Below are 14,264 nucleotides of genomic sequence, written 5' to 3'. Positions count from 1 at the left end.
AGCACCGCTGCTCCGAGGCCGCACCGCACATGAGGATCGCGGACACGATGACCGCACGGGATCTCCTCGCCCTCAGGCACCCCAGCAGCTCATCCGCCCGAATCGCTGCTTGAGGCTGCTCCAGGCCGCCGGTCGTCCATCCACCCAGGCGGTCAGGCTGGTATGCGCTACTCAAAGTGTCCCTGGCCGGTTGTCTCCACCGGACAGCGGCGGGGCGCCGCGCCTTTGAGCAGATGCTCGCCGCGATGGGCCGGCCCCCTTGCCGACAAAGACCCATGTCCCGCCCGAGACTCCTCGAGGACCACAGCGGGCGCGAGGCCTTCGAGTGCGATGGCTTGGGCTGCTTTGTGACCGCCGGAGACGGTGCCTCCGGCGGATTCAGGCACCCACGGTGCCGTCGAGCCCCTCACGCAGAAGGTCCGCGTGTCCATTGTGGCGGCCGTACTCGAGGAGGACGTGCACCATCACCATCCGCAGCGAAACCTCCTCGCCCCATCGTGGCTGGTACCCGGCGAGGTCGAGGGAGTCGGCCTCCCGCTCGATGCAGCGCGAGTTCTCCACCTCGGCCTCCCAGGCATCGAACGCCTCATCCCTGGTTGACGCGTCCGCGTCGTAGGCAGCCTGGAAGTCGGTCTTGTCGGACCAGACCAGTGGCACGTCGTTGTCCTCGAACACGCGACGGAACCAAGCGCGTTCCACCTCCGCCATGTGCCGTACCAGACCGAGCAGCGTAAGCGTCGACGGCGCCATCGACCGGTGCCGCAGCTCCTCGTCCGTAAGCCCTTCGCACTTCATGGCAAGGGTCGCACGGTGGTAGTCGAGGAAAGCCCGCAGCATGTCGCGTTCGCTGCCAAAGCTGGGCGGCCCTATGCGATGGTCACTGGTCACTGGTCGTGCCCCTTGTCCGTGGCCGTATTTCGGAGCCCAGTATCCACTTTCGTCGGCTGTCCGGGGGGAGAGCCGTCCGCCGGACTGGCTGTCACCGCAGGGGCCGTACGACACGGGAATCAGCACGGGGCGTCGCTCACCCGCAGCCGAAGCTACCCCCACCCCTCGGAATCGATCACCCACCGGGTTCACCCGCCCCGGCTGGCCGATGCGGTGAGCAATGCTCGACGCTCAGGACCGACGCAAGGCACCGCTGCCGCCGGATCCTGCCCAGGCACTGGGGTGCTGCAAAGCCTGCATGCGGTCGACCGACTGCTGGAGCACGGAGCCAGTTTCGACACGATCATCGAGCGGGTGGCTGTACTCGACGGCAACGGCTCCACCGGCTCCGGGAAGACTTCGCTCAGTGGCAGGCAAGCCGGCCCCTACTGAAGCACCTTCACGCTGCCGAAGGCATGCCCACGCATGCTCTTCGCTGTCCACCGTCCCCGCGCTGAGCTCACGCCGAACCGGTCCGGGCTCCTGCCGTGCCGAATCCGTCCGGGGGGTCCAGAGCAAAGACCGTCACCCACTCGCCGCCCGCTGCGTGGTAACCGAGGTCGGCCAGCGCTTTGGCCGCCGCGCGCATGTGGTCGGCGCCGTAGACGACGCCGATGGTGAAGGGACCGGTCCGTTCCGCGTAGGCGCGGTGGAAGTCCGTGAGCGCTCGCACGAGCAACCGGTCGCGGCGGCGCATGACCAGGTCGTTCAGGCCCGGCCAGAAGTCGGCCGCCGCCTCCTCGGCATCGCTCAGCAGGTCGTCGGACGACAGGTGCCGGGCCAGCCAGCGACGGGTCCCGAACAGCCGCATGCCCGCAGTGACGGCCGGGACCACCGTGGCCAGCACCGCCCGCTCCTTGAGCGGCAGGCGCCGGAAGTGGTCCTCGAACTCCTCTCCCACCATGTCAGGGCACACCACGGGAACGCCGAGCGAGGCGAAGTCGATGTCCTGCACGACCAGCCCCAGCCGCTCGTGCCCGTCGAGCCGCGCGTACGACGCCACCAGGGCGTCCGCGCCGGCCGAGCCCTCCCCGATACCTTCCGCGATCACTAGGTCGCAACAGCGGCGCAGCCGGGCCGCCACCTCCTGGTAGAAGCCCGCCTCGCCCAGGTGAATCATCGGGAAGAGCAGGAACCCGAGCTCCGTTCGGCGCCCGTGGAACCGTATGATCGCCGAGCGCACCCCCGCCAGCTCGGTCACTTCGATGAATTGCATGCGGACCCCCGTCCCCACCCGGAATATGGATGGCCCACGTCGGCGGCTTCCGACCTGCCCGACCAACTGGCGGGCAGCGCCTACCAGGCGAAGACCTACCCAATCGCGGCCTCCACACTCGTCACGGCACCGAGAGCGGCATCCCTACGCCCGGGCGCCCCAACTGCGTCTCAGACCAGACCTGTTACTGCACGCGAGCGGTGGCAGCGGTCGCCGCCTTCCGTCGGGGCGGAGCCGTACATCGCGATGGTCGGTTCCACACGGCCGCAGCTGCGCGTATGGCGCATGGTCGGCGGGGCCCGCCTGCATGCCGAGCAGGTCCACGAGGCCGCGCTGCGCAACCCGTCGGGATCGTCCGTCGCTCTGGGACGAGGGGCCGGGGAGCTCTTGGTGTCCGCCGTCGACGGAGGGGCCGTACGGTTGTGGCGGTTGCGCGACGGTGGCGAACTTCCGGCGCTGACGGGGCACCGCTCGCGACCGACGTCGGTCTCCTTCCTTCCCGACGACACGGGAACGGTGATCGTGGCGGACGGATCGCGGGTCAGAGTGTGGGAGCCGGCGGCCGCACGGGGCACCGGGATTCCCGACATGCGGCGCGGAGTGCCGAGCCCCGGCAGCGAGCACGCCGGTGCGATGGCCATTACGGCTCCGGGCGAGGGCGCTGTCGTGCTCGCCGCGGGAAACCGGGCCGCGGTATGGGATCTGGCCGGACGGCATCTGTGTGACGAGAGCGGTCTGTCCGTCATCTCTTCGGTGGATCTCCGTGCTGCCCCGGACCAGGAGATCTGGCTCGCCGTCGGCGGTCGGCACAGCTCGTACGGACCGTGCCTGCGGGTCAGGCGGCTGGCCGACGAGGCGGCGGTGACCCTGCCCCTCGACCCACGGCAGGACAGCACAGTGGGAGCGGTGGCCCTGGCCACCACCGGCGGCGCGGTACGCGTCCTTGCCGCGGACGACCGCTACATCCGGCGCTGGGACGTCACCACAAGGCTGCCGCTCGACGGTCTTCACGTGACGACCGGGATGGTCGAGCACCTGGCGGTCGTCGAGACGCCGGGCGCGGCCCCCTTCCTGATCGCCACCGCAGGGGACTCGGTGTGGGTCTGGGAGGGAGCCGAGCCCGGCACGCCGATCCGGTTCAGACTGCCGGGCGGCGGACCCGCGCGTGCCGTGGCCGGAACCCACGACACCACCGGAGGACGCCGGTTCGCGGTCGCGACCTCCGCCGGGGTCTTCGCGGGCTCCGTGGAGGAGCCGGTCCCCGAGGGCGGTCGGCGCGTGCTGTATCCGCTCACGGAGACCCTGGGCGATGTCCGCTCCCTGGCCTTCCGCACGACTGCATCAGGACAACTCGTTGTCGTGGCGGCCTGCCGCTCCCGAGTCGTCCACGAATGGGTCGTCGACAGACAGCCGGAGGACCGACCGGTCACGGACCGCGGCTTCGAGGTGTATGGAGTGCTGGCGGCGCCCAGCGAGGCGGGGCTGCTCGTCGCGGCTGTGGGGCTGGAACGCATGGATCTGTTGCGACTTGACGAGCGCCGTGTCTGATCGGCGGCTCCCGACTGCAGAAGGAGAGAGAACATGGCGCATGACCTGGTGGTCTTCGTCCCGGGTGTGCTGGGCAGCGTGCTTCGCGACGCCGACGGGAGAGACACGTGGAACCTGACGCCCGGGGTGGCCGGCCGCGTGCTGTTCGACATGGAGCGCTATTTCCAGCAGCTGACACTGCCGCCGGGCCTGGGGGACGAGGAGCCCGAACCGCCCCATGTCCTGACCGCCAGTGACCTGCTGCGAGAGCCGCGCATCTGGCCGGGGCTGATGCCCCATGTGGCGTACAAGAAACTCGCCCGTCACCTCGGGGAACTGCTCGAAGGCCGGGTCGTGGTCTTCCCCTACGACTGGCGGCTGTCGAACCGGCACTCTGCCCGACGGCTGCGGGCATTCGTCGAGCGGGAGCTGGAGCGCTGGCGCACGCAGCGCAGGGCTTGCGGCGACCCGGAGGAGCCGAAGGTCGTCTTTGTCTGCCACTCCATGGGCGGTCTGGTCACGCGGTACTACCTGGAAGTGCTCGGCGGTCGCGAGATCGCCCGCTCCATGGTGACGATCGGCACTCCGTACGCGGGTGCCGTCAAGGCCGTACAGGCCCTGACCGGCAACTTGCCGGGCAGGAAGCTGCTGCGCGTGCCCGATCGCCTTCGCACGCGGCTGGTCACTGCCGCACGCAGCATGCCGTCGGTGCACCAGCTCCTGCCCACGTATCAGTGTGTGGAGGGCCATCCGGACGGCACTCGGCTCGATTCGGTCCCGATCCCGGACCTGGACAGCGCGATGGTGCGGGACGCCTTCGCCCTGCGCCGGGAACTGGAGGAGCACACACGCAAGAACGCCGAGGCGGACCGGGCCGCAGGCAGGCCGGAGGCCTATCAGCTCTTCCCCGTGGGTGGCCGCGGCGAGCCGACGGATGTGTTGGTGCGCTTGTCGGCGGGCACCGTCCATTACGCCGACCGATTCGAGGGAGACCGGCGGTGGCAGGGCGACGGCACCGTCGCGTGCCTGTCGGCCACGCCTCCGGAATGGGAGAACGGCGCACGAGTGGACTGGTTCAGGCTCGGGCACACGGCCTTGCCCAACAACGCTCTGCTCCACCGGCAGTTGCAGGACCGCTATGACGCACTGGAGCACCGCCCCTACCAGACCATGGGTGTCGGCTTCGGTATCGATGTGCCTGAGGCCGTGGGCGAGGGCGGGCCGATTGAGGTGGCGGCCGTCTCGGAGGAGACCGGTCTCTTCCTGGAGGGCCGTCTGCTGGCGCCCGGCACAGGGGAGATCCTGGGGCGCCGCCGGTTGCTCCCGGACGGTGAAGGCGGCTACCGCGCCGAGTTCACGGCGCCTCCGGGGCTCTGGCTCGTCGAGGTCGAGGCCCCCCAGGTGACCGCTGCCCCCGTGCAGCGGGAGACGCTGCTCGTACTGGACTGAGAACCGTACAGACCGATCTGTGCCCTCACGGCCGGCTCCACAGCACTTGAGCCAGAATCTGTTGCTGACATGCAGTCAGTCCATGGATCGCCGCCACGTGGTGTGATCACCGTTGAGAAAAGCTCAATTGCCGAAGTTATCCCACCGACCACTTGGAGTTCTGCCGCTCTGTGCCTGGGTGGCACGTGTGGGTATCGGCGGCGCGTCGTAGGGGACACCACCGAGCCTCGTCGACATTCCCCTCCGGCACGTGAAAAGGATCACCGATGAGGAGCGCGGGGTCCGGGTGAGGGCGGCATCGAAGGCCGGGTCACGCTCCCGGCCCGATGGCGCGGTGGCGGGGCATGGCGGCGCTTGGCGGGAGGCGCAAGGCCGGATGTGCCGTCGGACCACCCGGGACACGCGTCCCCTGAGCCGGCGTCGGCTCGCTGAGCGCACGCGGCCCCGGCGCCCCGGTGCGCACCAGCGCACTCAGCAGCCCTGGGGACGCCTCCTCCAGGCTCCCGAGAACGGTGCGCCGGGCGGCCGGTTCGATCGGAGCGACGGACGGGACCGCGAGGACGTGGCAGCCCGCCGCCTCCGCCGAGGCGACGCCGGTGGGAGTGTCCTCCACGGCCACACAGGCGGCCGGGGCCACACCCAGGGCTCGGCAGGCGGCGAGGTACGGGTCGGGGTCGGGTTTCGTGCGGAGTGTGTCGTCGGCGGTGACCGTGGTGGTGAACCGGCCCGCGCCCAGCGACTCCAGGGCCTTCACGACGGTGTCGGCGACGTGCCGCGGCGAGGCCGTGACAAGGGCGGTGGGAACGCCCTCGCTGCGCAGCGCCACGAGCAGTTCGACTGCGCCGGGGCGCGGCACGACGTCGGCGCGCACCCGGGCCGCGAACTCCCGGTGGAGCTCGGCGGCGACCGCGTCGACCGGCGCGCCGGCGGCCCGTCCCAGTGCCTTCGCCGTGTGTTCCACGGGGCGGCCCAGCACATCGGGCTGGTCGGCTTCCGTGAGCGCGTACCCCAGCCCGGCGGCCACCTTGTCGACGGCTCCCCACCACAGCTGCTCGGTGTCCACGAGGGTGCCGTCCATGTCGAAGAGCACGGCCTTCAGCAGGGGTGGCTGGACGGGGGTGGTGCGGGGGTCCGTCACGGAGGTCTCTTTCAGCGGGTCGACGTAGTGCGGGTGCTGGCATACCGCAGGGCAGCAGCAGCCGCCCTGCGGGCATTCGGGTCCTGCCGGCGCCGGGGCTCAGCTGCGGCGCGCCGCGACCAGCACCGGCCGGTCGGGGAGGGTCACGGTCACGGCGGTGCCCGGGGCGAGTGCCGCCGCCTCGTGCGTCTGCAGGTCGGCCTTGACCTCGGTGCCGTCGGCGAGGCGGACGGTGACGCGGGTGACGGCGCCGAGGAAGGCGGTGGCGACGACCTGGGCGCCGCCGGTGCCGTCCGCGGCGAGCCGGACGGCCTCGGGTCGTACGAGGACGTCCACGTCGTTACCCTCGCACGGCTCGCCGTCCACGGGCAGCCGTCGTCCCAGGACCGTCACCGTCGCGCGCTCGGCGTCGAGGACGCCTGGGATCCGGCTCATGGTGCCGACGAACTCGGCGACGAACGCAGTGGCGGGCCGCGCGTACAGCTCGGCGGGGGCCGCGCACTGCTCCAGCCGCCCCGCGCGCATCACGGCGACCCGGTCGGCCATCGAGAGTGCCTCTTCCTGATCATGCGTCACAAATAGGGTGGTGATCGCGAGTTCCTGCTGCAGGCGGCGGATCTCCTCGCGGAGCGTCAGCCGTACCTTGGCGTCGAGCGCGGACAGCGGCTCGTCGAGCAACAGGACCCGCGGGCGCAGCGCGAGCGCGCGGGCGAGCGCGATGCGCTGCTGCTGTCCGCCGGAGAGCTGGTGCGGGAAGCGTTCGCCCGCGTTCGCGAGGCCGACCAGCTCCAGCAGCTCGGCGGCGCGGGCGCGCCGCTCGGCCGTTCGCACCTTGCGCATGCGCATGCCGAACGCGACGTTGTCGAGCGCGCTTAGGTGCGGGAAGAGGCTGTACGACTGGAAGACCATCCCGGCGTCGCGGCGGTGGGCAGGCACCCGGGTCACGTCCTCGCCGTCGACGAGGACTTCGCCGGAGTCCGGGTGCTCGAAGCCGGCGAGCAGGCGCAGTGCGGTGGTCTTGCCGCAGCCGGACGGGCCGAGCAGGGCGAGGAGTTCACCGGGCCGCGCGGTCAGGTCGAGGCCGTCGAGGGCGACGGTCGCGCCGAACGTGCGGCGCATACCGCGGAATTCGACCGTTGCGCCGCCGGTCGTGGCGGCCTTCTCCAGCGTGGTGATCGTCATGGTGAGGGTCATCCCTGGGAGGCGGTACGGGAGGGGGCGCGGCGGCTGCCGAGGGTGGCGACCGCCAGGAGGAGTGCCCAGGTGAGGAACAGGCTGAGCACGGACACGGCGACGGACATCTGGGCCTGTGAGCCGCCGATGCTGTAGATCCAGACGGCGAATGGCTGGAAGCCGAGGAGCTGGGCGACCGTGAACTCGCCCAGCACGAGTGCCAGCGTGAGGAACGCCGCGTTCAGCAGCGCGCCGCGGAGATTCGGCAGCACCGCGCGGACGAGGGCCTGCGGCCAGCCCGCGCCGCAGCTGCGGGCGGCCTCGACGAGCGTGCGCACGTCGACCGCGCGCAGCCCAGCGTCGAGGGCACGGTGGACGAACGGCAGAGCCATCACGACGTAGGCGAGGACGAGCACGACCGGGAAGTCCGGGTTCTGGAGCGCGACGAATGTCTGGAAGAGCGGCGTCGCCGAGAGGTACTCGGGACCCCACTTGAGGACCGTTCCGATCCCGGCGACGAACGCGATCGGCGGGACGATCAGCGGCAGCGAGCAGACGACCTCGACGACGGGCCGCAGTCGCGGTGCACCGAGCCGCAACGCGACCATGGCGGGCACCATCAGCAGCAGAACAACGGCGATCGTGGCGGCGGCCAGTTCGAGGGAGAGCGCCAGGCTGGGCAGGAAGCCGTCGGTGCCGAGGATCCGCGCGTACGCGTCGACGTTCAGGCCCTGACCCGGCACGTCGACCGTGAAGATCACGGAGGCTGCCAGCGGCACCAGGAAGTAGAGCCCGGCGACGGCGAGGACCGCGGCCCGCCCGGGGCGGAAGGTGGTGTTCAGGCGAGCCATCGCGCGCTCCGTCGTTGCAGGGGCAGGTACACGGCCATCACCAGGCCCGCGACGAGGACCATGTCGAGGCTGAGTGCCAGAGCCACGTTCTCCTGGCCGACCAGGACGTTGCCGGAGATGGCGTCGGCGATCTGCAGGGTGACCAGCGGGACCGAGCTACCGACCATCGCGGCGGCGGTGGCATAGGCGGCGAACGCGCTGCCGAACAGCAGCACCAGACCGCCGAGCAACGACGGCGCGAGCACCGGCAGGGCGACGTGCCGCCAGTACTGGGCATGTGTGGCGCCGTTGTTCTGTGCGGCTTCGCGCCACTGGGAGCGCAGCCCGTCGAGGGCGGGCGTGATGGTGAGGACCATCAGCGGGATCAGGAAATAGAGGTACGTGAGGGTCAGGCCCCAGAAGCTGTACAGGGTCCAGCCCGTGTCGGCGAGGCCCAGGTGGCGTGTGAGGACGCCGGAGTTGCCGAGCGTCGCGACAAAGGCGAAGGCGAGCGGGACACCGCCGAAGTTCGCGAGCACCCCGGAGGCGGTGAGTACGGCCTCGCGCAGTGCGCGGAAGCGGGAGACCACCACGGCCTGGGCGAGCAGCAGCCCGAGAAGCACACCGATCGCCGCCGAGACGGCGGACAGCTTGACGCTGCCCAGGAGCGCCGTCAGATAGGCGCCGTGCAGCGACGCCGTCATATTGGCGGTCGTGTAGGACGTGGCGCCGGTGGCCGGGTCCTTGACGGTGAAGGCGCCGTTCAGCATGGCCAGGGCCGGGATCCCGAAGGCGATCGCCACGAAGACGAGCAACGGAACGACGGCGAGCCACCCGGCGCGCCGGCGCCGCCGCCCGGAGGGCGCGGCGTCGGCGCGGGTCGGCGCAGAGGTGACAGTCATGCCGGAGGTCATCCCGAGACGGCCTTGCCCCAGCCCTGGGCGATGACGCCCTTGGCCTTGTTCTGCTGCGCCTCGGTCGGGAACGCGATCGCGCCGGAGACCTTGGGCAGCTTGGCGGCGGCGTCCTTGTCGACCGTCCCGGCCTGCTCCATGGCGGGCATCAGTACCGGGCGGGCATAGCCCTTGAGCCACAGGTTCTGCCCCTCAACGCTGTACAGGTACTCCTGCCACAGGCGGGCGGCGGCGGGGTGCGGTGCGTCCTTGGTGACGGCCTGCGAGTAGTACTGCGCGTACTGGCCGTCGGACGGGACGGAGACCTTCCAGTCGATCCCCTTGCCCTTGAACTCGTCGGCATAGCCGGCGTTGAGGTAGTCCCAGTCGATGCTGATGGGCGTCTCGCCCTTCTCGACGGTTGCCGGGGTCGACTCGACCGGCGTGTAGTTGCCGTTCTTCTTCAGCTTGGCGAAGAAGTCCAGTCCCGGCTGGATCTCGTCGAGGGAACCGCCGTTCGCCAGGGCCGCCGCGTAGACGCCGCCGAACGCGGAGCCGGACTTGGTCGGGTTGCCGTTGAGCGCGACCTGGCCCTTGTACTCGGGCTTGAGGAGGTCCTTGAAGGTGGTGGGGCAGTGCTTGACGCGCTTGGCGTCGCAGCCGATGGAGACGTAGCCGCCGTAGTCGTTGTACCAGCGCGCCTGCGGGTCCTTCTGCGCGGCCGGGATGTCGTCGTACGAGGCGACCTTGTACGGCGCGAACAGTCCCTGCTGGGCCCCGCTCAGCGCGAACGAGCTGCCGAGGTCCAGCACGTCGGGGGCACGGTCCTGGCCCTTGCGCGAGGTGACCGCGTTGATCTCGTCCTGACTGCTGCCGTCGGGGTTCTCGACCTCGATCTTGATGCCGTACTTCTTGGTGAAGCCGTCGATCAGCGCGCCATAGTTGGCCCAGTCGCGGGGCAGAGCCATGGCGTGCAGCGTGCCCTCCTTCTTCGCCGCGGCAACGAGGCCGTCCATGCCGCCGAAGTCCGTCGCGGAGGTTGCGGTGGCGGCCATCTTGCCGTCGGGGGTGGCAGCGGACTGGCTGGTGGCTGCGCCACAGGCGCTGAGGCTGAGTGCGGCGACGGCGAGGCCGCCGGTGAGGACGGCGATCCTGGGCAGGGACACGGTCACGATCTCTCCTGGGGTGGCGCCCCGGACGGCGGTTCCCGCGGGGGCTCGACAGAGAACTTGTTTGAACAAGTTGGCCCCAGTAGGCACGCCCTCCATGTCGCCTCGGTGAACAAGGGAGCAACTTCGACCCCCATTCTTTTGGACACTCGCCGGATGCCTTCCAGGGGAACGGTCCCCTCCCCGTCTCGTCTAGGCTGGTTCATCTGCACACTGCGCACAGCACGAGAGGGGACCATGGCAGCCCGACATGAGGAGATTGCCGAGGAGTTGCGCCAGGCGATCGATCGCGAGGAGTACGCGGTGGGCAGTCGGCTGCTCCCCGAGACAGAACTCGCTGCCCGCTACGGCGTCTCGCGCGGCACCGTCCGCCAGGCCGTCGCCGCCCTGACGTCGGAAGGTCTGATCGGGTCCCGCCAGGGCGCGCGGCGCGTGGTGCTCGCCAGTCGCCGCAATCAGAGCTTCGCCGAGCTGCGCAGCTTCGCCCAGTGGGCGCGCGCGATGGGCCGTACGGCGACGGGCCGGGTGGTCTCCTCGGAGTACCGCCCCACGACCGCCCAGGACTCGGTACGCCTCCAGATGCCGGTCGGCGTGCCGGTGCTCCACGTCCTGCGGCTGCGCGGCCTGGACGGAGAGCCGGTGCTGCTGGAACGGACGGTGTACGCGGACTGGATCGCCCCGGCTGTGGAGCGCATCGAGGCGGACTGCCCGTCAGTGACGCAACGGCTGTTCGCAGACACAGGATTGGTCTTCGCGTACGGCGAGCATCTGATCGACGCGGTCGCGGCGGGCGCGCAGGACGCCGAACTGCTGGGTGTGCGCCGGACGAGTCCGCTGCTGCGGGTGCGCCGGGTCACGACCACCCGCGAGGGCCGCCCGGTCGAGTGGTCCGACGACCGGTACCGATCCGACGCAGTGAGCTTCAGCGTCCACAACTCGATAGGCAACAACGCACTGGCCCGCCAGACGGGCCCGGGCGCGAGTCCGGCGAAGGCAGACGGTGACCGCGGGACCGGTGTCGCACCCGGTCTCGACCACCGGGCCCAGGCGTGGCCGTAACGTCCCGCCTGCCCTGCGACGTCTGGCACGTGCACGCGCTGCCGGATTCGCGCGGCGGCGGTGCCTTCGGTGGAAGGCCTGTCGACGTCCTCCGCCCAGCACCTCCGGCCCGGCCTCGGCAGGAGGAACGCTTCACGCAGCGAGACAGCAGGAGAGCTCCAGCTCGTCCGTGGCCTCCTGAAGAGTGCTCGCGATTTCGGAGTGCCGTACTGCGGGCCTTCCGCTGACCTTCGCGGTGTGCCGCCAGACGCGGGTGAGGTGCGCCGCGCCTGCGCCGGTCGGAGTGGCTCCCTGCAGCCGGGTGCAGGTGAGGATTGCCCGGTCCGGTCGAGCGTAGGGGAGGTCTGCCCAGCCCAGCACTGCGCGGGAGAGGTCAGCCGCGGCCGGATTAGCCGGCGCCCAGGGCCCACACGCTGTGCGCCGTCCAGTGGGCGGTGGTGGTGGGCGCAGGATTGGCGCCCGGCCCCGGGCGCGGCAGCGCATCTGCCGCGCCCAACACCGCGGCCAGGGAGAACTTCGGTGTCCTGGCTGGGTGTTCTCCGTGTCCGAGACGGTTCATGGAGTCAGTCCGCCCTGCCGCCGGTTACGGGCCGGGTTGGGACAGGTTTCCCGAATGGTTCGCTTCTCCGCCGCCACTTGTTTGAACAAGTTGAGCAATGCTGGCCGCTGCACACTCTACGGCCCACGGATTTTCCGGGAGACATGCCCTTCATGAATGCCATTGACCGCAGACGGTTCATGCAACTTGCGGGCGGCACTGCAGCTCTGTCCGCTCTGTCCACCAGCATCGCTCGCGCCGCGGAGATACCCGCGCACCGCAGGACGGGCTCCATCAAGGACATCGAGCACATCGTCGTCCTGATGCAGGAGAACCGTTCCTTCGACCACTACCTCGGCGCGCTGCGCGGTGTCCGGGGTTTCGGGGATCCGCACCCGGTGACGCTGCCGAGCGGCAAGCCGGTCTGGTACCAGTCGGACGGCACCAAGGAGATCCTGCCCTTCCACCCGGACGCCGAGGATCTCGGTCTGGCATTCCTCGAGGACCTGCCGCACGGCTGGAACGACACCCAGGCCGCCGTCAACAAGGGCAAGTACGACAAGTGGATCCCGGCCAAGTCCGCCACGACGATGGCGCACCTGACCCGTGAGGACATCCCGTTCCACTACGCGCTCGCCGACACTTTCACGGTCTGCGACGCCTACCACTGCTCGTTCATGGGATCCACCGACCCGAACCGCTACTACATGTGGACGGGTTACACCGGCAACGACGGCAAGGGCGGTGGCCCGGTCCTCGGCAACGACGAGGCCGGCTACGCCTGGACCACATACCCGGAGCGCCTGGAGAACGCCGGCGTCTCCTGGAAGATCTACCAGGACATCGGCGACGGCCTGGACGCGGACGGCGGCTGGGGCTGGATCGGGGACGCCTACCGCGGCAACTACGGCGACAACTCGCTGCTGTACTTCAACCAGTACCGCAATGCCAAGCCCGGCGACCCGCTGTACGACAAGGCCCGCACCGGTACCGACGCGCGCAAGGGCGAGGGATTCTTCGACATCCTCCGTGCCGACGTGAAGGCCGGCAAACTGCCCGAGGTCTCGTGGATCGTCGCGCCCGAGGCCTTCACCGAGCACCCGAACTGGCCCGCCAACTACGGCGCCTGGTACATCTCGCAGGTTCTGGACGCGCTCACCTCCAACCCTGAGGTGTGGAGCAAGACAGCGCTGTTCATCACCTACGACGAGAACGACGGCTTCTTCGACCATGTCGTGCCGCCCTTCCCGGCCGGCTCGGCCGCGCAGGGCAGGTCCACCGTCGACGTCAGCGGCGACCTGTACGCGGGCGACAGCGGCCGCCCGGCGGGGTCGTACGGCCTGGGCCAGCGCGTTCCGATGTTCGTGGTGTCGCCGTGGAGCAAGGGCGGCTACGTCTGCTCCCAGACCTTCGACCACACCTCGATCATCCAGTTCATGGAGCGCCGCTTCGGCGTGACGGAGCCCAACATCTCCCCCTGGCGCCGCGCGGTCTGCGGCGACCTGACCACGGCGTTCGACTTCCGGCACAAGGACAACCGCACGCCGCACCTGCCCGACACCACCGGCTACCTGCCGCCGGACGGCGACCGGCACCCCGACTACGTGCCGACGCCGCCGGCGAAGGGCGCGCTGCCCCGTCAGGAGCACGGTCTGCGCCCCGCCCGGCCCATCCCGTACGACCTCGTGGCCGACGGCAAGGTCGGCACCACAGGCTCGCTGCGGATCGACTTCGCCTCCCACGGCAAGGCCGGTGCCGGCTTCCTGGTCACCTCCGCGACGGACACCTCCGGCCCGTGGACGTACACCGTCGGCTCGGGGCACTCGCTCTCCGGAGACTGGCACGTCTCCGCGGACTCCCACGGCGCCTACGACTTCACCGTGCACGGGCCCAACGGCTTCCTGCGCCACTTCGCCGGCCGGGTCACCGCCGCAGGCCCCGAGGTCAGCGCCCGCCACGACGGCAACGGCGGCGCCGTGCGCCTGGTCCTGACCAACGACGGCCACAGCACTGTCACGCTCACGGTCAAGGACGAGTACGGCAAGCACAAGCCGGCCACTTACCGGCTGCGCCCCGGCGCCCACGTGGTGCACGCGGCGGAGACCGAGCGCACCCATGGCTGGTACGACCTGACCGTGACCGCCGACCACGACAGCACCTTTGTGCGCCGCCTGGCCGCCCACGTGGAAAGCGGCCGCGCGAGCACCAGCGACCCGGCCATCGCGACCCGCTGACCCCGCTCGCCACGTTCCGGCCGCGGCCCGGTGCCACCGGGCCGCGGCCGGCGGCGCGCACCCCACGGCAGGCCGCAAACCGATGATGCGAAGCCCTCCGTGGCGCGACCG

The 14,264-nt window shown here is 70.4% G+C and carries 12 protein-coding genes and 1 pseudogene; 5 read left to right on the top strand and 8 right to left on the bottom strand.

Annotated features, from left to right (window positions below; all coding sequences use genetic code 11):
- Positions 1-378: 378 nt before the first annotated feature.
- A complete protein-coding gene (locus ABZV38_RS36225) occupies positions 379-888 on the bottom strand; it encodes a DinB family protein (RefSeq protein WP_356332702.1) in 510 nt (169 codons plus the stop codon).
- A gap of 282 nt (positions 889-1,170) precedes the next feature.
- Here ABZV38_RS36225 and ABZV38_RS36220 point away from each other — a divergent pair, with 282 nt between their 5' ends.
- A complete protein-coding gene (locus ABZV38_RS36220) occupies positions 1,171-1,320 on the top strand; it encodes a hypothetical protein (protein WP_356332701.1) in 150 nt (49 codons plus the stop codon).
- 67 nt (positions 1,321-1,387) lie between these two features.
- Here ABZV38_RS36220 and ABZV38_RS36215 read toward each other — a convergent pair whose 3' ends face one another.
- Positions 1,388-2,143: a hypothetical protein gene (locus tag ABZV38_RS36215; protein ID WP_356332700.1), complete on the bottom strand. Its 756-nt coding sequence runs from the start codon at positions 2,141-2,143 to the stop codon at positions 1,388-1,390.
- 246 nt (positions 2,144-2,389) lie between these two features.
- Here ABZV38_RS36215 and ABZV38_RS36210 point away from each other — a divergent pair, with 246 nt between their 5' ends.
- Together ABZV38_RS36210 and ABZV38_RS36205 are read left to right on the top strand one after the other, a co-directional pair.
- Entirely contained in the window at positions 2,390-3,691 is a 1,302-nt protein-coding gene (locus tag ABZV38_RS36210) for a hypothetical protein (RefSeq protein ID WP_356332699.1), read from the top strand.
- 33 nt (positions 3,692-3,724) lie between these two features.
- Positions 3,725-5,119, top strand: coding sequence for a hypothetical protein (locus ABZV38_RS36205; protein ID WP_356332698.1), 1,395 nt, complete (start codon positions 3,725-3,727; stop codon positions 5,117-5,119).
- Between the two features lie 481 nt (positions 5,120-5,600).
- On the opposite strand, the pseudogene ABZV38_RS36200 reads toward ABZV38_RS36205, so the two are convergent.
- From ABZV38_RS36200 to ABZV38_RS36180, 5 genes and pseudogenes are all read right to left on the bottom strand, one after another.
- A pseudogene (locus tag ABZV38_RS36200) lies at positions 5,601-6,257 on the bottom strand (HAD family phosphatase); the annotation flags it as partial.
- A 99-nt stretch (positions 6,258-6,356) separates the two neighbouring features.
- On the bottom strand, positions 6,357-7,439 hold the full coding sequence (locus ABZV38_RS36195; protein WP_356332697.1) for an ABC transporter ATP-binding protein: 1,083 nt from the start codon (positions 7,437-7,439) through the stop codon (positions 6,357-6,359).
- Between the two features lie 8 nt (positions 7,440-7,447).
- Positions 7,448-8,281 carry an ABC transporter permease subunit gene (locus ABZV38_RS36190; protein ID WP_356332696.1) on the bottom strand — a complete coding sequence of 278 codons (834 nt, stop codon included), beginning with the start codon at positions 8,279-8,281 and terminating at the stop codon, positions 7,448-7,450.
- Positions 8,269-9,174 carry an ABC transporter permease subunit gene (locus ABZV38_RS36185; RefSeq protein WP_356332695.1) on the bottom strand — a complete coding sequence of 302 codons (906 nt, stop codon included), beginning with the start codon at positions 9,172-9,174 and terminating at the stop codon, positions 8,269-8,271. The genes ABZV38_RS36190 and ABZV38_RS36185 overlap by 13 nt, the downstream gene beginning before the upstream one ends.
- The gene (locus ABZV38_RS36180) at positions 9,171-10,325 is read right to left on the bottom strand and encodes an extracellular solute-binding protein (RefSeq protein ID WP_356332694.1); all 1,155 of its coding nucleotides are present in this window, start codon (positions 10,323-10,325) and stop codon (positions 9,171-9,173) included. The genes ABZV38_RS36185 and ABZV38_RS36180 overlap by 4 nt, the downstream gene beginning before the upstream one ends.
- A gap of 234 nt (positions 10,326-10,559) precedes the next feature.
- Here ABZV38_RS36180 and ABZV38_RS36175 point away from each other — a divergent pair, with 234 nt between their 5' ends.
- Positions 10,560-11,381, top strand: a complete 822-nt coding sequence (locus ABZV38_RS36175; RefSeq protein WP_356332693.1) for a GntR family transcriptional regulator — start codon at positions 10,560-10,562, stop codon at positions 11,379-11,381.
- 132 nt (positions 11,382-11,513) lie between these two features.
- On the opposite strand, the gene ABZV38_RS36170 is transcribed toward ABZV38_RS36175, so the two are convergent.
- Positions 11,514-11,864: a pentapeptide repeat-containing protein gene (locus ABZV38_RS36170; protein WP_356332692.1), complete on the bottom strand. Its 351-nt coding sequence runs from the start codon at positions 11,862-11,864 to the stop codon at positions 11,514-11,516.
- Between the two features lie 228 nt (positions 11,865-12,092).
- Here ABZV38_RS36170 and ABZV38_RS36165 point away from each other — a divergent pair, with 228 nt between their 5' ends.
- Entirely contained in the window at positions 12,093-14,153 is a 2,061-nt protein-coding gene (locus ABZV38_RS36165) for a phosphocholine-specific phospholipase C (RefSeq protein ID WP_356332690.1), read from the top strand.
- Positions 14,154-14,264 lie beyond the last annotated feature (111 nt).

Origin of the sequence: Streptomyces sp. NPDC005181, assembly GCF_040608395.1 — a bacterium.
Taxonomy (GTDB): domain Bacteria; phylum Actinomycetota; class Actinomycetes; order Streptomycetales; family Streptomycetaceae; genus Streptomyces.
The sequence above is the reverse complement of the archived record's forward strand: the minus strand, read 5'-3'. Positions and strand labels throughout refer to the sequence as shown.